Annotated in this window: 12 protein-coding genes and 1 tRNA gene; 3 read left to right on the forward strand and 10 right to left on the reverse strand. The window is 56.9% G+C overall.

The window, feature by feature from the left end:
* Positions 1-60 precede the first annotated feature (60 nt).
* Together polA and DESPR_RS03665 are read right to left on the reverse strand one after the other, a co-directional pair.
* Positions 61-2,745 carry a DNA polymerase I gene (gene polA / locus DESPR_RS03660; protein ID WP_015723468.1) on the reverse strand — a complete coding sequence of 895 codons (2,685 nt, stop codon included), beginning with the start codon at positions 2,743-2,745 and terminating at the stop codon, positions 61-63.
* Between the two features lie 258 nt (positions 2,746-3,003).
* A complete protein-coding gene (locus tag DESPR_RS03665; RefSeq protein ID WP_015723469.1) occupies positions 3,004-3,546 on the reverse strand; it encodes an HPF/RaiA family ribosome-associated protein in 543 nt (180 codons plus the stop codon).
* 279 nt (positions 3,547-3,825) lie between these two features.
* Here DESPR_RS03665 and hemH point away from each other — a divergent pair, with 279 nt between their 5' ends.
* Entirely contained in the window at positions 3,826-4,785 is a 960-nt protein-coding gene (gene hemH / locus DESPR_RS03670) for a ferrochelatase (protein ID WP_015723470.1), read from the forward strand.
* 4 nt (positions 4,786-4,789) lie between these two features.
* On the opposite strand, the gene rodA is transcribed toward hemH, so the two are convergent.
* From rodA to DESPR_RS03695, 5 genes are all read right to left on the reverse strand, one after another.
* Positions 4,790-5,914, reverse strand: coding sequence for a rod shape-determining protein RodA (rodA, locus tag DESPR_RS03675; protein WP_015723471.1), 1,125 nt, complete (start codon positions 5,912-5,914; stop codon positions 4,790-4,792).
* A 5-nt stretch (positions 5,915-5,919) separates the two neighbouring features.
* Positions 5,920-8,001: a penicillin-binding protein 2 gene (gene mrdA / locus DESPR_RS03680; RefSeq protein ID WP_015723472.1), complete on the reverse strand. Its 2,082-nt coding sequence runs from the start codon at positions 7,999-8,001 to the stop codon at positions 5,920-5,922.
* Positions 8,002-8,033: 32 nt separating this feature from the next.
* Complete coding sequence (locus DESPR_RS03685; RefSeq protein WP_015723473.1) at positions 8,034-8,576, reverse strand: hypothetical protein; 543 nt, start codon at positions 8,574-8,576, stop codon at positions 8,034-8,036.
* A 71-nt stretch (positions 8,577-8,647) separates the two neighbouring features.
* Positions 8,648-9,532: a rod shape-determining protein MreC gene (gene mreC, locus DESPR_RS03690; RefSeq protein WP_015723474.1), complete on the reverse strand. Its 885-nt coding sequence runs from the start codon at positions 9,530-9,532 to the stop codon at positions 8,648-8,650.
* Positions 9,533-9,607: 75 nt separating this feature from the next.
* Positions 9,608-10,645, reverse strand: coding sequence for a rod shape-determining protein (locus DESPR_RS03695; protein ID WP_015723475.1), 1,038 nt, complete (start codon positions 10,643-10,645; stop codon positions 9,608-9,610).
* Between the two features lie 248 nt (positions 10,646-10,893).
* Here DESPR_RS03695 and DESPR_RS03700 point away from each other — a divergent pair.
* Positions 10,894-10,969: transfer RNA gene (locus DESPR_RS03700), tRNA-Ala, on the forward strand.
* A 262-nt stretch (positions 10,970-11,231) separates the two neighbouring features.
* The gene (locus DESPR_RS03705) at positions 11,232-12,095 is read left to right on the forward strand and encodes a DUF3631 domain-containing protein (protein WP_015723476.1); all 864 of its coding nucleotides are present in this window, start codon (positions 11,232-11,234) and stop codon (positions 12,093-12,095) included.
* A gap of 756 nt (positions 12,096-12,851) precedes the next feature.
* On the opposite strand, the gene DESPR_RS03710 is transcribed toward DESPR_RS03705, so the two are convergent.
* The 3 genes from DESPR_RS03710 to DESPR_RS17030 form a co-directional block, all read right to left on the reverse strand.
* On the reverse strand, positions 12,852-13,184 hold the full coding sequence (locus DESPR_RS03710; RefSeq protein ID WP_015723477.1) for a type II toxin-antitoxin system HicB family antitoxin: 333 nt from the start codon (positions 13,182-13,184) through the stop codon (positions 12,852-12,854).
* Between the two features lies 1 nt (position 13,185).
* Complete coding sequence (locus DESPR_RS19265) at positions 13,186-13,437, reverse strand: toxin HicA (RefSeq protein WP_015723478.1); 252 nt, start codon at positions 13,435-13,437, stop codon at positions 13,186-13,188.
* A 620-nt stretch (positions 13,438-14,057) separates the two neighbouring features.
* Entirely contained in the window at positions 14,058-18,542 is a 4,485-nt protein-coding gene (locus DESPR_RS17030) for a PAS domain S-box protein (protein WP_015723479.1), read from the reverse strand.
* Positions 18,543-18,576 lie beyond the last annotated feature (34 nt).

Here is an 18,576-nt window from a genome sequence, read left to right on the forward strand (position 1 = left end):
CGCCCTGCACGCATGCGATGTCTATACTGCATCGTTGCGGAAAAAGAAAAGAAAAAAAGGTTACTCGTCCTTGTCGAGGCTCGTGCCGTGGCGCAGTTGCACCACCAGCGGTACCCGGAGGGGCATGGCCGATTCCATGGAGTCCTTCAGCAGGCGAGAGACGGGATCCAGCTCGGTTTCCGGCACCTCGAGGACCAATTCATCATGAATTTGCAGCAACATGCGGGCGCGGAAATCGCGTCGCAGCAGTTCACGATGTATCCGCAGCATGGCCAGTTTAATAATGTCGGCGGCCGTGCCTTGAATAGGGGTGTTGATGGCGGTCCGTTCGGCGAACTCGCGCTGCACGCGATTGGCGCTGTTGATCTCGGCGAGCGGGCGGCGGCGACCGAGCAGGGTGGTGACGAAGCCATCCTTTTTAGCTTGTTGGATCGTTGACGCCATGAAATCCTTTATTCCGGAAAAATGGGCGAAATAACGATCGATAAAGAGCTGGGCATCCTTGCGACTGACGTGCAGCTGACTGGACAGACCAAAGCTGGACATGCCGTAAACAATGCCGAAATTGATGGTTTTGGCCACTCGCCGCATCTCGGCGGTGACCAGCTCGGGGGAGACGTTGAAGATCTCTGCCGCCGTGCGCCGATGAATGTCTTGACCACCTTGAAAGGCGGCGATCAATTCGCGATCCTGGGAGTAATGGGCCAACACGCGCAGATCAATCTGCGAATAATCTGCGGCCAGCAACAGGCAGCCGTCGGCGGCGATAAAGGCCGACCGGATGCGGCGTCCCTCCTCGGTGCGGATGGGAATATTCTGCAGATTGGGGCTGCTCGAACTGAGGCGTCCTGTGGCGGTGCCACACTGATTGAACGAGGTATGGACCCGGCCGGTGCGAGGATTGCGCAGGCTCGCCAGTTTGTCGACATAGGTCGATTTGAGTTTGGCCAGATTGCGATACTGAAGGATCAATGCCGGCAGTTCATGGTCGAAACTGAGGTTTTCCAGGACCTTGACGTCGGTGGACCAGCCGGTTTTGGTTTTGCGTCCCTTGGGGAGTTGCAATTTCTCGAACAGGACTTCGCCCAACTGCTTGGGGGAGTTGATGTTGAAGGACATGCCGGCGGCCTGGTAAATGGACAGTTCATCGGTGCGCAGGCGGCGGTCGAATTCGGCTGAGAGGCGGGCGAGTTTATCCGCATCGACCCGGATCCCTTCTCGCTCCATGGCGGCCAGCACGGGGACCAGCGGCCCTTCGACCTCCCGAAGCAGCGCCAGCAGATCGGCCCGTTCCAGTTGCGGCAGCTGCTCCTGGTACAACCGCAGTGCCCCATATACGTCCTCGCAGCTATAGTTCTTGGCGGCCTCCAAGGGAACTCGACAAAAGGCGTCCTCGCTTTTATCGGCATGGGTGACTTCCTCGTAACTGGTCATCCGTAGGTTAATCTCACCGCAAAGATCGTCGAGTTTGTAGGTTCGCCGGTCCGGAGCCAGCAGCCAGGCACCGATCATGGTGTCGTGGAGCGGACAGGCCAGCTGTATGCCGCCATTGCAGGGGGCGGACAGGACAGCCAGATCGAATTTCAGATTGTGGCCGATTTTGGTGGTCCCGGGATGTTCGAGCACCGGGCGGAGAAATTCGATGAGCCGGTCAAGGGGGAGTTGGCCCGCAACCAGTTCACCCGCCTCGTCGCGATGGCCGCAGGGAAGGTACCAGGCCTCCCCGTCCTCGGTGCAAAGCGATACCCCCACAAGCCGGGCTTTGAGAGGATCCAGGGAGTCGGTTTCTGTGTCGACAGCCACCAGGGATGCCCCGGCAAGGCGTTCAGCGAGTGCCGCCAACTGTTCTTGGTGCCGAACCAAATGAAAACGGGAAGTATCGATGCGGGCCGGTCTGGTCTCTTCCTTGAGCAGGGAGTGAAATTCCAGTTCCAGCAGCAAGGCCCGCAGTGCCTCGATGTCGGGCTCGGGCAAGCGGTACTGTTCAAGATCGCCAGGGGTTTCGGCGGAGGTGTTGAGCCGCACCAGTTCCCGCGACAGAAAGGCCGCGTCTCGATTGTCGCGGATTTGCTGGATGATTTTGGAAGGTTTCAGGCTGGCAACAACCGCATACAATCCTTCCAGGCTTCGATGCTCGGCAATCAGTTTTTGTGCCGATTTAGGGCCGACGCCGGGTACGCCGGGTATGTTATCCGAACTGTCTCCGGTCAGGGCGAAGTAATCGAGCAGCAAGGACGGAGGCAGTCCGTACTTTTCCTCCACCGCGGCTTCATCCATTACTCGATCGTTCATCGGATCCCACAGGGTGATGCCCGGCGATACCAGTTGGAGCAGATCCTTGTCGCCGGAAACGATCACCACCCGATACCCCTGTCCGGCCATCTTCTTTGCGACCGAGGCGATCAGATCATCAGCCTCCTGATCCTCGTGTTCCAGGTTGAGAATGCGATAGGCCGCGACCATTTTGCGGATGTAGGGGATCTGCGGGATCAGATCCTCGGGCATCGGCGGTCGATTGGCTTTGTATTGGCCGTAGAGCCGGTGGCGGAAGACCGGTCCCTTGGTATCAAAGGCGACCGCTAGATAGCGGGGATTGCGTTCTTTGATCAGGCGGCGGAGGATGGCGGTGAAGCCGAAAATAGCGTGCGTCGGCAGGCCATGCGAATTGGAGAGCGGTTTGATGGCATGATAGGCGCGATAAATATAGGCGCTGCCATCGATCAGGTACAGTTCAGGGGTGGTCATTAGCTCTCTGGGATGAGGAATGGGACAGGAAAAGACGCCTCAGGCCGGGCCCTCAGCTCGGAAAATAACGGTTCAATCCGCACGCGGCCAACCCGTGCTGTGTATGTACACGGCAAACCGTCCGGAGACCAAGAATTTTTTCCCCTTTTCCTCTGCTCGACCTACACATGATCGAAAAAAAACCCGCCTGTAAGGCGGGTAGCTCGAGAACGAATACTTGCGGCTGCGTGCCTGCAAGCAACTATGCGGAATGGATTGCTAGGCTTGCCCTACTCGCACCCAGGTGGCCTGCAAGCCCTTGTCGCCTTCTTCCATGGCGAACAGCACTTCGTCGCCCTCGGCGAGGTCGTTAATGGTGACATCCTTGAGGGCATTGGCATGAAAGAACACATCGAGCTTGTCATCGGTGACGATGAACCCGTACGCTTCATCCGGAACCAGTTTGCGGATGATCCCCAAGGCGTTGTTGTCAACCGTGGCACCCGGGAGTTTAGCGCTCTTGTGATTTTGCTTTTTCTTGACGATTTCTTTCAACTGTGCGCCCAGAACGTCAAAGGCTTCGGTCAGCAGGCTGCGAACACTTTCGCCCCATCGCTTGACCGCCACGGTATCGTTGGGCACGGAGGCTACCAGGCGGACCTCGTATCCCCCTTCTTTGTAGCCTGGGGTGGCTTCGATGGTCACGCGCAGGTGGAGAACGAAATTGGCATAATGTCGAATGAGCTTATTGCGTTCTTCCTCTATTTTTTCCTGCCAGCTCTTGCGGATATCAAGATTTTTAGCTTCGATTTTCAGTTCCATAGACATCCTCCACTGAGAACGGCGGCAGCGACCCCATGCCGCTGCCATGAGGTCATTCCTCGGCATCCAGGATTCAGGGTCGCGGGTTTCTTCGTTCCCTGCACCTCCCGCACATGAGTATTATCGGGTTGGGAGGTATGCGAACCGCACACAAAGGGGCTGATAAGAGCAGGATACCGATTGACCATGAATCAACTATAGACATTGCCAAGGCCGGAAATCAAGAGAAAGAACGACATTTTCTTGACGGGACCGTAGAGGGGCCGGTAGAGTAACGGTATGAATACTCAAGACAAAATAGGTGTTTTGCTGTTGAACCTCGGCGGTCCCGAGCGGCTTGAGGATGTGCGGCCCTTTCTGTTCAATCTGTTTTCCGATCGGCAGATCATTCGGCTGGGGCCCGCTTTTCTGCAGAAAACCATCGCTCGGATCATTGCCCATCGACGCGCTCCGAAAAGCATGGCCAACTACCAGCGTATCGGCGGTGGTTCACCCATCCGGCTGAGGACCGAGGAGCAGGCGGCGGCCTTGGAGCGCGCCCTGCAAGGGGACGGCTCCTTTGTGGTCCGGCCGTGCATGCGCTATTGGCACCCCTTTGCCGATGAGGCGTTGCGGGAGATGGCTGCCGCCAAGGTTGACCGGCTCATCGCCCTGCCGCTCTACCCTCATTACTCGATCGCCACCACTGGTTCGTCATTGACCGATCTGCGCCGGACTCTCGCTCGCATGGGGCTACGCCTTCCGGTTCGGGAAATTGATTCCTGGCCCATTGAGCCACAGTACGTTGCCTCCTTGGTCGCGCGGATCAAAGAGGGCGTGGGGGGCTTTGCCGGCCAACCCGTGCAGGTGGTCTACAGCGCCCACAGCCTGCCGGTGCAGTTCATCCGCGAAGGCGATCCCTATGTGCGTCATCTGGAACAAACGATTCGGGCCGTGGAAGAGGCGACCGGAGTTCCCGGGCGGCTGTGCTACCAGAGCCGCAGCGGTCCGGTGGAGTGGCTTGGTCCGGCACTGCCTGAGGTGATCGAGGAATTGGCGAAGCAGGGATGCATCAACATGCTGGTGGTGCCGATTTCTTTTGTTTCCGATCACGTGGAAACACTCTACGAGATCGACATCCAATACCGGGAAATGGCCGAGGGGCTTGGCATCCGGTTCGCCGCTACCAGGGCGCTCAACGACGATCCCAGTTTTATCGCGGCCCTGCGGTCCCTGGTTCTGGCCAATCTCGCCGTTTGATTGGTCAGACGTTGGGCTGGCTGGCGGTCGGGAAGCTGCGCATGCGCACGTTCATGAGAATGCCGATTGCCACCATATTGGTCAGCAGTGAAGAGCCGCCGTAGCTGAACAGGGGGAGCGGCACGCCGACCACCGGCAGGAATCCCATGATCATGAACAGGTTGATCACCGCCTGCCAAAAGATCAGCATGATGCAGCCAAAAGCCAGGATCGAGCCGAATTTGTCCTTGGCCGACATGGCGATGTTGATGCCCCAGATGAGCATGAAAAAATAGCAGCTCAAAAAAAACAGCGATCCGGCAAATCCCCATTCTTCCGCCCAGACCGAGAAAGCGAAGTCCGTATGCCGCTCAGGGAGAAAATGGAGATGCCCCTGGGTGCCTTCCATGAATCCCTTGCCGAATACCTTACCGCTACCCACCGCGATTTTCGACTGCATGATCTGATAACCATGGTTCATGGGATCGCCTTCCGGATTGAGGAAGGTTTCGATCCGTTTTCGTTGGTAGTCTTTCAGGAGAAATTTCCAGCCGATAAAGATGCACGCCAGTCCGCTGCCGCTGAGAATGCCGAGGGTGCTCCAGCGCAGGCGGACGAACAGGGTCATGGAGACAAAAATAATGGCGCAGATCAGGGCGGTCCCCAGATCGGGTTGCAGCATGATCAGCACAAACGGCAGGGCGGTAAGGAACACCGGTTTGATCAGATCGCGCAACCGGTAGCCGCCGGGAACGTCCATGTGGGCATAGCAGGACGCCAGGACCAGGATGAGTGCCAACTTGGCCGGCTCAGACGGCTGGAGATTGAAAAAACCGAGATCGATCCAGCGCTGGGAACCGGCGATGGCCTTGACAAACAGCAGGGTGTAGATGAGCAGCGCCAGGATGATGGCATAGAGCGCATAGCCGAATTTGGCGATCCGCTGATATTCCTGGGTCAGCACCACCAGAATGAGAACCAGGCCCACCGAGAAAAAGAGCAGCTGTTTGTAGAAAACCGAGGACGCGCCGTTGTCCGCGATATAGGTGGAACTGTACAGATTGGTCAGCGCCATCCCCCCCACGAGAAGCAGCATCAAGAGCATGACCCAATCGAAGTGGTGCAGCAAACGTCTGTCAAATTGAAACATATCGGTCAGTTGGTCGGTTGATTCGGTTGGCCGCCTTCTTCCTCGGCTTCATCGGGAGGCGGGTCGGTTTCTTCAATCATGTCCTGGGAGAGGATAACCCGATTGCCGCTTGCCGTGTCCGCCGTGTTTTCCGCCGACCCCTTCAATTTATCCTCGAAATACCTGTTGAGAATTTTGGCGGCGATCGGCGCCGAGGCGGAACCGCCGTGCAGGCCGTGCTCGACCAGCACGGTAACCACGATTTCCGGGTTGGCTGCCGGGGCAAAGCAGGTAAACCAGGCGTGATCCCGGTATTCATAGGGAATGTTTTCTTCTTTCAGATGCTTGTACTGGGCAAGCCGCACCACCTGCGCGGTACCGGTCTTGCCGCCGACAATGATCCCATGGGCATCGATCTGCGCCTCCCGTCCGGTTCCCCGCCGACCGTTGACCGCCTCGATCATGCCCTCGCGCACCAGCTTGAGGTTCCGTCCCTGCCCCGACAGTCGTGAAAGCACCTCTGGCTGAAAGGAGCTGACCAGCTTGCCGTCCGGGTCCCTGACCTGTTCGACAATCGTCGGTTTGTACAGGGTACCGCCATTGGCGATCACCGAGGTCATCAGGGCGATCTGCAACGGAGTGGTCAAGTCATACCCCTGGCCGATGGCGATGGAAAGGGTTTCTCCTTCATGCCATTTGACCCCATAGCGTTTCTTTTTCCATTCCGAGGTCGGAACAATACCTGCTTTTTCATGCTCCATTTCCACCCCGGTTTTTTCGCCCAGGCCGAACAGCTTGGCGTAGCGCCCCAGTCGATCGACACCCAGTTTCAGGCCAACCTGGTAAAAATAGACGTCGCAGGATTCCCCCAGTGCCCGGCGTAGACTGACGGTGCCATGGCCACCTTTTTTCCAGCAGCGATAGACGCGGTTGCCGAAGCGGTAAAAACCGGGGCAGAAAACAGTGGTATCGGGGGTGACAATGCCTTCGGCCAGTCCGGCAAAGGCGGTGACCGGTTTGTAGGTCGAGCCTGGCGGATACTGCCCCTGGACGACCTTGTTGATCAGCGGATGCAGGGGATTGTCGAGCATCTCCTGCCAGGCCTTCTGCGAGATGCCGCCGACGAATTCCTCCAGGTGCAGTTCGGGCGCGCTGGCCAGCACCAGCAGGCGGCCGGTGTTGGCTTCCATGGCCACCACCGCGCCGGCACGATTCTTCGCCGCCATCTCCTCCTCGGCGATTTTTTGTAGCTCCACATCCAGGGTCAGATGCAGGTCATTGCCCGGCAGCGGCTCGTCCCCTTTGAGGTTCTGCTGTTCAAATCCCAGGGCGTTGACTTCTTTGTTGTCATGCCCTTTTTCGCCGCGTAGGTCGACCTCACGCAACCGTTCCAACCCCATCTTGCCAATGAGATCGCCGCCCTTGTAGCGAGTCTTGTCCGCCTTGTCCAGTTCCGCCTTGCTGATCTCGCCCATGTAACCGATCAGATGCGAGGCCAAGTTGCCGAAGTGGTAGATGCGCAGCGGCACGACCTCGATTTTGATCTCGGGCAGATACATGCGGTTGTTCTCGATCCTGGCCACGGTTTCCCAGTCGATATCCTCGGCGAGCCGCACCGGCAGATGCCCCGGGGTTCCGGACATCTTGCGGATTTTTTCCAAGAGCACGGATGGGTCTTCCCTGAGTATCCGGGTCAGATTCTTGAGCCACTCATCATCGATCTTGTTGTTTTCCCGCATCCAGACAACATTGAACGACGGCCGGTTGGTGACGATTTCCCGCCCCTTGCTGTCGTAAATATTGCCGCGCGGCGCGGCGATTTCCACCGAGCGCACCCGATTGGAATCGGCCAGGGTGCTGTAGTAGTCGCCTTGTTGAACCTGGAGAAACCAGAGACGGGTGACGATCACCGCAAAGAAAAATATCAAAATAACAACGGCATAAAGAGCTTTTTTTCTGTAGCCGTTCAGGTCGCTCTCGTCGCGTTGGGTCAGCTTGGTCACGCCGTTGTCCTTGCGGCGCTCGGCGTCGAGCAGGGGCTCCGCTCTCTTCCGGTTGGATTTCCGGATATTGTTCCCATTGCTGCCTAACAGATCGGCCACACTCATCGCGGATGTTCCTCCTAACCCCGGTTTACCCTTCAGGCCTTCCGTCTGCGCCGGTTATCGTTGCGCAGCCGGAGCCTGTTCCAGGGGAGATAATTGCGATGCGAGTATTTTTGCACCAGATCGAACACATAGAACATCGGAAAGGTCAGGGCGGCGACCAGCAGGGCACGAACCGCCATCCGCCACATGGACCAGGCGACCATCTGGCCAGGCTGAAGCAGTTCAAGCAGCAGGTAGACCAGCCAGGAGACGACGAGATAGCTGCCGCCGACTAGGGGTATTTGATACAGCGACTCACTGATGGGCAACTTGCCGGCTATGGTCCGGATGAGAAAAAAGCCGCTGAAGCAGATCAGGGCATAGGTTCCGAGTACGGTTCCGGAGAACACGTCAAGGACGCAGACCAAGGGAAAAAGGATGACCAGACTGCGCAGTACATCGAGCCGATAGGCTAGATAGGCCACCAGAACATAGTACAGATCCGGCGCCAGCAGCCAAACGGGCATGGGCATGAAAATAGTTGTCTGCAGGATAACCAGCAGCATGCCGACCACAATAAAGTTCGCAACAACCATTGTCCGTCACTTCCGCATCTTTTCCGAACCCAGCCCCAGACAGGGTGTTTGGCGAGCCAGCCCAGCCAAGATCAAGGCTGCGCCATCTGCTTGATCTCGATCATGTTCGGCTGATGAAGGATCAGCAGGTTTTCGAGTTTCTGGTAATCGACCGAGGGGGTCACCTCGATCTCATGAAACATGCCGCGGGGTTTTTTGATGATCTTGGACACCACGCCCACCTGCAACCCGGTGGGGAACACGCCGCCATATCCGGCGGTGACCACATGATCCCCTTCCTTGACCTCGGCGGTTTTGAGGATGTACTCCAAGCGGTAGGTCAAGGTGCCGTTGCCTTTGAGGATACCGCGCACCCTGGTTTCCTGCAGCAGGACATCGATGGCGCTGGACGGGGCGATGGCCAGCAGCACCTTGGCGTAATTGGGGGTGATGGTGAACACCTGGCCGACGACACCGTCGTTGTTGACCACCGGGTCGCCCTTCATGATCCCGCTGTTGGAACCTTGATCGATGATCACCGATCGGAACATGGCGGAGGGATCTTTGCCGATGATCGTCGCCGCCACACTGCTCTGCTCGCCCAGGGTGTTTTTGAACTCCAGCAGTTTGCGCAGACTGGCGTTGGTGGCCATGGCCTCGCGGCTTTTGTTGAGGAGCTGTTCGTTTTCCTGCAGCTGCTGCACCAGGCGTTTATTTTCCTCGCGCAGGCGCAGGCTGTCCTGGAGAATATCGATGTATTCGCTTTTAAATTTCTCCACGGATGCACTGCCGATGGCGACAAACTTCTGCAACGGTCCCGCCGCTTCAAGGATCAGCTTGTGCAGCGAGCCAAAATTCTGGCTGCCCAGGGTGGAGACCAGAAAGATAAACGCCGAGGTCAACAGAAAGCCGGCAAGCAGGACGATACGGAAAAGCCGAAAGTGATCGCTTCGTTTTCTGGAGCTTTTTTTTCTCATGAAGATACGGCGGAAATCAACAATGCACCGGGCGGATGACAGAAGAATACAAACAGACCTTCGGGCGCGCCAGGATTAATCGATGGCTATTTCTCGAAGAATTTCCAAGTTATCCAAGGCTTGGCCGGAACCGAGCACCACCGAGGACAGTGGGTCGTCAGCGACAATGATCGGCATGCCGGTTTCGAGTTTCAGCCGCGTGTCGAGATTTTTCAGCAGGGCGCCGCCGCCGGTCAGCACGATGCCCGAGTCGACGATGTCGGCGGACAGTTCGGGAGGGGTCTGTTCCAAGGCCACGCGCACGGCGTCAACGATCACATCAACTTGTTCGGCAATGGCGGATTGAATTTCCTTGGAGGTAATGGTCAGAGTTTTGGGGATGCCGGACACCAGGTCGCGGCCCTTGATGTCCATGGTTTCGTACGGTTCCTCCGGCAGCACGTTACCGATGGTGGTCTTGATCTCCTCGGCGGTGCGTTCGCCGATGGCCAGATTGTGCTTGCGCTTGATGAACTGCAGGATGGCATCATCCATCTTGTCCCCGGCCACACGCACCGATTTGGCGTAGACGATGCCGGCCAGGGAGATCACCGCCACTTCGGTGGTGCCGCCGCCGATATCGACGATCATGTTGGCGGTCGGCTCGGTGATTGGCAGGTTGGCGCCGATGGCCGCTGCCATCGGTTCCTCGATGAGGTAGACCTCCCGGGCGCCGGCCGATTCCGCCGTATCGCGCACCGCTCGCTTCTCCACCTGGGTGATGCCCGACGGCACGGAGATGATGATCCGGGGGTGGACCAGGGTACGGCGGTTGTGCACTTTATTGATGAAGTAGCGCAACATGGCCTCGGTCACTTCGAAATCGGCGATGACGCCGTCCTTCATCGGCCGGATGGCGACGATATTGCCTGGGGTGCGGCCGAGCATCTCCTTGGCCTCCTTGCCCACCGCCAGTACCCGGCTGCCGCGAGCGTCCTTGCGGACCGCGACCACTGAAGGTTCACGCAGAACGATCCCTTTGCCCTTGACATACAGCACGGTATTCGCGGTACCGAGATCGATTGCCAAATCGTTGGACATCCAGCCAAAAAGAAAATTGAACGGAGAAAACATTCCGATATCACCTGTAAAGTCATAATGTTGTCAGCGCGCTTGATACACAGCGAATGGCAGGAAGGATGCTGGCGGCTGAGCTGTGAAAAAGAGAAGGATCATCAAAAAGCCCTTTACATTACCAACAGAACCGGTGCTTGGCAATCGATATGGGCTTGGCAATCGATATGGCGGGGAGACGAAAAAGAATTGAGAAAAACTTGACAGCCACATGGCAAGCATGGTAATTGCCATTCCAACAAATGCATGGGGCTATAGCTCAGCTGGGAGAGCGCTTGAATGGCATTCAAGAGGTCACCGGTTCGATCCCGGTTAGCTCCACCATTACACAGTCCGGCGACATCCGCCGTTGTCCATCAAACCCGCTTCCTTCCTTAGGAAGCGGGTTTTTTGTTGTCCGTCAACGTCCATGGTGATACGCTCAAATCCATGAAATTTGGGGGTAGATTTGGGGGTGTTTTGGCTTACCCCTAAGCGAGATACCCCCAAAACGTGGAGATTACCGTAATGGCTAAAAAAATAGTACCGTTGACGGATATCAAGATAAAAGCTCTCAAACCCCAGGCCGCCGCCAAAAAAGTGTTCGATGGAGGTGGTCTTTTCCTGCTTATCACGCCTTGCCGGTGGCAAACTTTGGCACCTGAAATACCGTTTTGGGGGTAGCGAGAAACTACTTGTCCTAGGCGCCTACCCCCAAACCAGCCTTACAAAGGCACGCCAAAAGCGTGATGAGGCCAAATTGCTGCTTGCTGTCCGCACCGTGGGCGAAAACTTCACCCCGGCCAAGTTCAACACCTGGGGCGCAAAGGCCTTGGCCGGGATTGGCCATGCTGCCGACACCATCATGGACCGGTCGGTGGTTCTGGAGCTGCGCCGCAAGTTACCCCACGAGGAGGTGGACCGGCTCAGGTATGCCGGGCCTGATCTGTTCAGCACCCTGCAAGAGAAACTAACCCGATTCGCTAACGACTACAGCGAGCAGGTTCGGCGCACGCGACCACCTTTGCCGTCATGCCTGAACGATCGTGCCCAGGACAATTGGGAACCGCTGCTGGCAATTGCCATGGTTGCCGGTGGCCAGTGGTTGGAAATCGGCACCAGGGCGGCCGTTAAACTGTCCGGCGGCGGAAACCCGGTTGAAACTATCGGCATCGAGCTATTGGCCGATATCAAGGAAATCTTCGAAATGAATGAGAGGGACAGAATCAGCACCGCCGATCTGATTAGAGCCTTGTGTGATAACGATGAGAAGGCCTGGGCGACCTACAACCGGGGAAATCCAATCTCTCCACGGCAGCTGGCCAACAAGCTGAAAGGGTATGGCATCACCAGCACCACACTGCGGTTTCGGCATACGGGATTGGCCAAGGGGTATGAAAGAAAACAATTCGAGGAGGCCTTTTCCCGGTATATACCCATGGAATATCGTGTTTTATCCGTAACAGCGTAACAATCATGAAAAAACATCAAGTTGAGCCGTAACGCATTCCGTAACATTCCGTAACGTAACGGATTGATTCCGTAACGATTACGAGAAATGCCGAAACGACTGGGCATGATGTTGTTACGGGAAGAAATAGTGTTACGATACCCGTTCGATGCTCTGGTGGTGATAATGGCCAGGTGACTGGCGTCCCTCTTGTGTTGCTCTTCTTTGCCGGGTGTCGTTGCGTTCGCTGCTCCTGGAAAAGTCGGGGCCGATTTCTGCAAGGAGAGTGATCAGGTGGGCAGTGGTGCCAGTGATCCGCTTCCGATGCGTTCCTGGTGCCCGTTCGATGCTTTGGTGGTGATCGTGGCCAGGTGGTCGCGGTCCCTTGGTGTTGATCTTCTTTGACGGCTCGGTGTGCTACCGCTGTGCCTGGCCAGATCGTGACCGATTACCTATAAAGAGGAGTGATCAGGTAGGCCGGTGGGTCGGTGATCCGGTCCCCGGTGGTGTGGGCTTGGTGGCGGTGTCGACGTTGTTATGTTGGCTGTCGGTGTCCGTCGGTGGTTGCATGGCGTGGGTGGTAATCCGCTGCCGGGTACGTCCCCGGTGCCCGTTCGATGCCCTGGCGGTGATCTTTTTTGCCGGCTGCCATTGTGCCTGGCCAGGTCGTGGCCGATTACCTGCAAAGAGAGTGATCAGGCGGGCCGTTGCTGGTGGTGCTCCGGCCCCCCGCGGTGTGGCCCTCGGTGGTGTTGACGTTTTTCTCCGTGCTGTACCTTAACAAGCCGCTGCTAGGCTTTCGCTTACCAAGCGGTTCAGGCTCACATTTCTTTCCGCCGCTTTGATCGCAAGTGCCCGGTGCGTGTCGGCAGTTACCCGAACCTGGAACTTGCCGCTGAATTTTTTTGTGGCCAGCGGTGCGGGGATCTTCTCGCCATTTTGGGCCATATCCGCTGCAACGTCGGCAACTACCTGTCGAATCCCTTTCAAAGCCCCTTCTGGGGTTGAGTCAAGCCAGCTCAGGCTTGGAAACTCAGCGCACAGCCCCACATGTTCTTGATCTTCTTCAGACCACGTTACCCGGTATGTGTAGTGATCGTGTTCTAGCATGTTATTTCTCCTGCTTGTTCAACTTGTCGATGGCTTTCAACACTTGCCGCACTTGGTAGACTTTGGCCATGCCCTTACTGTCTTGAATGTTCACGCGGGGGTCCCCGATCCAAGGCGTTTTGTATATCCGGTGACTTGTCCCCATTTGCCGGGCTTCTCCGAAATAATACTCACACACCTTGCACAAATCCGAGAATTTGACGTTGGTGTGGTTGTTCCGAATACTTTGAACAAGTTGGTCTATTCTATCCATGTCTCAATAGTATCAATAGTGGTATCGTTTGTAAAGCCATTGCTATTGTCAGGTTGCTTTCATTGGCGTGGTGATCCGGTCCGGTGGTGTGGGCTTGGTGGGGCTGTCGACGTTGTTCTGTTGGCTGGCGGTGCCCGGTGGGCTCTCCGGTGTTTAGCAATTCTCTTCTTTGATGGCGGTCGTTGCTCTCGCTGTGCCTGGCCAGATCGTGGCCGTTTGGAGGCAAAGGGAAGAATCCGCCGGCTTGTCGGTGGTCTTCTGTCTAATCCTCGATAGTGGTGTTGGCGATGCTCTTTGGGCTTGGGGCGGCTGGCCGTGGCGACTTCGAGGCATGGGGCTGTGCTGAGGCGGTTCGCTCCACCATTACACAGTCCGGCGACATCCGCCGTTGTCCATCAATCCCGCTTCCTGCCTTAGGAAGCGGGTTTTTTGTTGTCTTGTGTGCACAGCGCAGACACGCATCCTACGATGCAGGGAGGCAAGCAACTTTGACGAAACCGCAAACGGGGAGGATGCGACGGGTCTGTGTGGGGGAGATCCCAAGGAGGGGTGTGCGCAGCTGATTTTTTCTGCAAAACCGGTCTTCCTGAACCGGTCGCGTCTCCTGTTCGGCCATGGTGTTATCCGGCCGGGCGCTCGTCGGTTTTGGTTTCATTGTGGTGAGACGTTCGCTTTGCCCCGTGAATTGGAAGCACGACGGTGAACGTTGCCCCTTTTCCCAGACGACTCTCGACGCGAATTTCGCCTCCGTGCGCGTGCACGATGCCATGACTCACCGATAACCCCAGCCCTGTCCCCTTGACCGCCTCCTTGGTGGAGAAGAACGGTTGAAAAATTCGATCCAGGTTTTCGGGCGCAATCCCTCCGCCGCTATCCTTGACCGCCACCGCCACCTTGTCCCCCTCCCGCCAGGTTCTGATCGCAACGACCCCGTTGCGGCGACCGCAGGCATCGCAGGCATTGGTTAACAGGTTGAGGAAGACTTGCTTGATTTGGTCGGGGACAGCCTCGATTGCCGGCAGGTCGTCCGCGTAGTCACGTTCGACCCGGATCTGTTTTTTAGTGAATACATTTGTTTGCAGCAGAAGGAGAGAGTCGAGGGCCTGATGGATGTTCATTAGCGTTTTTCGTCCCGAAGAAGGACGATTGAATTCCTGTAGGCTGCGGATCAAATGTTTCATGCGTTCGCTTTCACCGATGGCGGCATCCACCAATTCTCTCTCCTCATCCTCAAGCGTTACCCATTTTTTCAACCCTTTGAGGACCGTCATGATGCCCTGGAGCGGGTTGTTGAATTCATGGGCAATGGAAGCGGAAAGCATGCCGATGGCGGAGAGCTTTTCCGCATGCAGCACCTGCTTTTGCGATTCCTGCAGTTCATGGGTGCGCTCTTCGACCTTTCGCTCCAGCTCAGCGTTCAGTACCCTGAGCTGCTCTTCGGCTTGTTTCAATCGAGAGATGTCGCGAGCCGCCGCAAAGACCCCGGTGACCTTATGCTCCTCGTCCGTCAGCACCGTGGCATTGTAGAGAACCGGAGTCACATGGCCGTCGCGGTGTCGGATTTCCAGGGGGAAGTCCCGCACCATGCCCGTTTGAAATGCCTGCCGATAGCTGGCCTGTGCCTTGTCGGGTTCGGTGAAGTAGGCGCTGAAATCCGTGCCGATCATTTCCTCCCGGGAATAGCCGGTTGCCTGGCTGCTCGCCGCATTCACATCCCTGATCCTGCCTCCGGCGTCGATGGTCACCAGGGGATCGAGGTTGACCTCGATCAGCTTTCGGGCATAGGCCTCCGCTTTCTGCAGCCGTTTTTCGCCGAGGAGACGTTCGGTGATGTCATGGACGATGGAAAAATTGAGTTGTTGATCCTGATAGACGATGGGCGTTGCATGGACTTCAACGGTCCGGATCCCTCCACTGGCCAAACGGTGAGGGACGATCATTTGCTTGATCGTCTGTGCCCGCAACTGCTGCATCAGCTCATCGATCTGTTCTTGCGGGAGCATGTTGACCTGGTTGATGTTCATGGACCGCAGTTCTTCCCGGGAGTAGCCGTAGAATTGGGCGGCGGCCTCGTTCGCGTCTAAAATGGCACCGTTTGCAGGATCGACCAGAACCATGATCGAGCTATGCTGTTCAAACAGTTTGCGGAAATGCTCTTCTCTGGCAGCCAGGGTTTCGACCAGCCGTTTGTATGCGGTCATGTCTCTGGCGGTTGCATAGGTGAGTTTTTCCTCCTTGTCGACATAACCACGCCACGAGAGCCAACAGATCGTTCCGTTCTTTCGCAGGTAGCGGTTTTCGAAATCGAGGATCACGCCTTCCCGCATCTGCCGGGCAGCCGCATCCAGTGTCCGCTGCCGGTCTTCGGCGTGGACAAAGTCCATGTAGGGTCGTTCGAGCAGTTCGGATTCCGAGTACCCAAGCAGCTCGATGCCGGCCGGGTTGATTTTCTTGAAACAACCCTGCTTCAGGTCGGCAATGCACATCAGGTCGGAGGAGGTGGCGAACAGTCTGAAATACTGTTCCCGCTCCTTCTCGATCTCCATGCGCCGGGTAATGTCATGAATGATGGCGAAATTGACCGTTTTGTCATCGTATGGAATCGGTGTCGCGTTGACTTCCACCGTGCGGAGTGTTCCGTCGGCCAAACGATGCTGAAGGACTAATTGTCGCAGGTGCTCCTTGTTCACCTTGTATAGAGTGTCGGCGAGCGCATCGGGGGTCATGCAGACGATCTGCAGCAGGCTCATCCCCTGCATGTTTTCCCTGGAGTAGCCGTAGAAGCGGCTGGCGGCAACATTGACATCCTGGATGCAGCCGGTCGAGCCATCGACCAGGAGCATGATGGCGCTGTGTTTTTCGAACAGGCAACGAAACCGTTCTTCGCTGGCGACGAGTGCATCGGTCAACAGTTTCTGTTCACTGACATCACGGGTCACGCCACGAAAGCCAAGACACTCGCCATTGCCATTGAAGACAGGGACCGCGCTGACATTCACCGTCAGCTGCTGTCCGTGCCGATGATGAACCGCATGTTGAAGCGATCTGAATGGCTGCTGGTTGGCGATAGTGGTCAGTACCTGCCGCCCGATGCCTTCTCGTTCATGCGCGGGAAGCAGGGCAATGCACTTCTCGCCGATGTATTCTTCGGGAGCGTAACCAGTCATGTCCGCAAATCGCGGGCTCAAGTACGTGAAACGTCCTTGAGCATCCGTTTCCCAGATGCATTCGCTGGTGGTTTCCACCAACGAGCGAAATTTCTCCTCGCTTTTCCGGAGTTGCTCCTCCAGCTGTTTGCGTTCGGTAATATCCCGCCCCACTCCCTGAATCTCGACCAGTTGTCCTGCCGCATCAAAGATGCCGCGATTGATGACCTGTACCCAGCGAACAGTTCCCGCCGCATCATAAACGCGGCTTTCGATGGTGACCACGGGGTTGGCCGGGGAAAGCTCCTGGAGTGCGGCATGGATCATGGGAATGTCTTCGGCGACCGCCTCGGGATACCAAGCCCTGCCGATCAACTCCTGTTCTGTTTGGCCAAAAAATCGGCAAAACACTTCATTGACAAAGGTATAGGCATGGTCATCGGGCTTGAAGCGGGCGATCATCTCCGTCTGATCTTCCACCACGGATCGGTAGCGGTGTTCGCTGGCCTGCAGCGCTTTCACCGCCTGTTCCAGTTCGATGGTCCCCTCCGCCACTTGTTGCTGCAGGTTGTTGGCGAGCAGTTTTGCGGCTAGCTCCGCTTGCTTGCGAACGGTGATATTGCTGGCGGCGCCAAACCACTCAACAATATTTCCCTGTTCGTCGAGCAGGGGAATGGCTCTTGAAGAGGTCCATCCCGGACTTCCATCTGTCTGCAAGACCTGATGTTCCAGGGTAAAAGTGCTTTTGGTGCGGATCGCCTGATCGATGACGGCAAGGACATGGTCCTGGTCTTGCGGACGGATATACCGTTCAAGCCAATGCCGACTGGGAGAGTCCGTATCGGCAATGAAATCTTTGCCGTACAGCAACTTCATTTCCCGCCAATCGGGACTCATACAGTACACGACGTCCGAGCTGGCCAAGGTCAATGCCCGAAAGCGTTGCTCGCTCTTGTGCAGACGCTCTTCCATCTGTTTGCGTTCAGTGAGGTCGGTGATGACGCCTTCCAAACGCAGTGGAGCGCCGTGCCGGTCATGACTGAATCGCCCCCGCGCCGAAATCCACCGCAGGGAGCCGTCCGGCCAGAGGATGCGGTACTCGAGATCGAGATCCTTCCGCTTCTCCATGGCCTCGCGCACTTGCTGGTCGGCGCTCTCGCGGTCCTCGGGGAACAGTGAGTTCAGCCAATTAGCATAATTTGCCGGCATATCGGATGAAATCCCTGCAACTTGGCGATACGAACCGGTCCAGACAACTTCCCCCGTGGTGATATTCCAATGAAAGGCGCCCATCCGGGCGGCATCGAGCGCCAGACGCAGCCGTTCTTCGCTCAGACGCAGTGCTGCATCGGCGCGTTTACGCGCGGTAAGGTCAAGATGGGTTCCCACGATCCGGACCACCTTGCCATCCGACGCGCGCTTGAGCGGCAAGCCGCGTGACAGGATGGCAAGGTAGCGGCCGTCCTTGTGTCTGAGGCGGAACTCCATTTCGTATTCCCGCTCGCCCTGTTTGACCGCATCAACATGCTGGAGACACGGTTCCCGGTCGTCGGGATGCAGCAGCCGCAACCAACTGCTAAGGTGATGCTCGATCTCCTCCTCGGCATACCCGAGCATCTCCTTGTAGCGAGGCGAATACCAGACCTCGTCTGTTTCCAGGTTCCAGTCCCACACGCCTTCCTGTGCTGCCTGAACGGCAAGATTGAACCGTTCGTCGCTGGCTTGCAGGGCTTGTTGGGCCTGTTTTCGCTCGGTGATGTCCAGGGTGGCGCCGATGTAGCGCACCGGTTTTTCCTTTCCATTGCAATAGGGATACGCCCTGTTGTGCACCCACCGTACCTGCCCATCGGGACGCACGATCCTGTGTTCGAGTTCGTACACGGCACAATGGTGCAATGCCGTGGCAAAGGTGTAATGGACCCGAGCCGCATCGTCGGGATGGATATGCCGTTGGAGCATGTCCTCATGGGTGGGCGGGGGGGCGCAGGGTCGA

Origin of the sequence: Desulfobulbus propionicus DSM 2032 (assembly GCF_000186885.1) — a bacterium.
Taxonomy (GTDB): Bacteria; Desulfobacterota; Desulfobulbia; order Desulfobulbales; family Desulfobulbaceae; genus Desulfobulbus; species Desulfobulbus propionicus.

Excerpts from the sequence above, each read along its gene's own strand:
- DESPR_RS03695 (WP_015723475.1), bottom strand. The coding sequence starts at position 10,645 with ATGTTTTCTCCGTTCAATTTTCTTTTTGGCTGGATGTCCAACGATTTG.
- DESPR_RS03665 (WP_015723469.1), bottom strand. The coding sequence starts at position 3,546 with ATGGAACTGAAAATCGAAGCTAAAAATCTTGATATCCGCAAGAGCTGG.
- DESPR_RS03710 (WP_015723477.1), bottom strand. The coding sequence starts at position 13,184 with ATGCTAGAACACGATCACTACACATACCGGGTAACGTGGTCTGAAGAA.
- mrdA (WP_015723472.1), bottom strand. The coding sequence starts at position 8,001 with ATGAGTGTGGCCGATCTGTTAGGCAGCAATGGGAACAATATCCGGAAA.
- DESPR_RS17030 (WP_015723479.1), bottom strand. The coding sequence starts at position 18,542 with ATGCTCCAACGGCATATCCATCCCGACGATGCGGCTCGGGTCCATTAC.
- hemH (WP_015723470.1), top strand. The coding sequence starts at position 3,826 with ATGAATACTCAAGACAAAATAGGTGTTTTGCTGTTGAACCTCGGCGGT.
- DESPR_RS19265 (WP_015723478.1), bottom strand. The coding sequence starts at position 13,437 with ATGGATAGAATAGACCAACTTGTTCAAAGTATTCGGAACAACCACACC.
- rodA (WP_015723471.1), bottom strand. The coding sequence starts at position 5,914 with ATGTTTCAATTTGACAGACGTTTGCTGCACCACTTCGATTGGGTCATG.
- polA (WP_015723468.1), bottom strand. The coding sequence starts at position 2,745 with ATGACCACCCCTGAACTGTACCTGATCGATGGCAGCGCCTATATTTAT.
- DESPR_RS03705 (WP_015723476.1), top strand. The coding sequence starts at position 11,232 with ATGGAGGTGGTCTTTTCCTGCTTATCACGCCTTGCCGGTGGCAAACTT.
- DESPR_RS03685 (WP_015723473.1), bottom strand. The coding sequence starts at position 8,576 with ATGGTTGTTGCGAACTTTATTGTGGTCGGCATGCTGCTGGTTATCCTG.
- mreC (WP_015723474.1), bottom strand. The coding sequence starts at position 9,532 with ATGAGAAAAAAAAGCTCCAGAAAACGAAGCGATCACTTTCGGCTTTTC.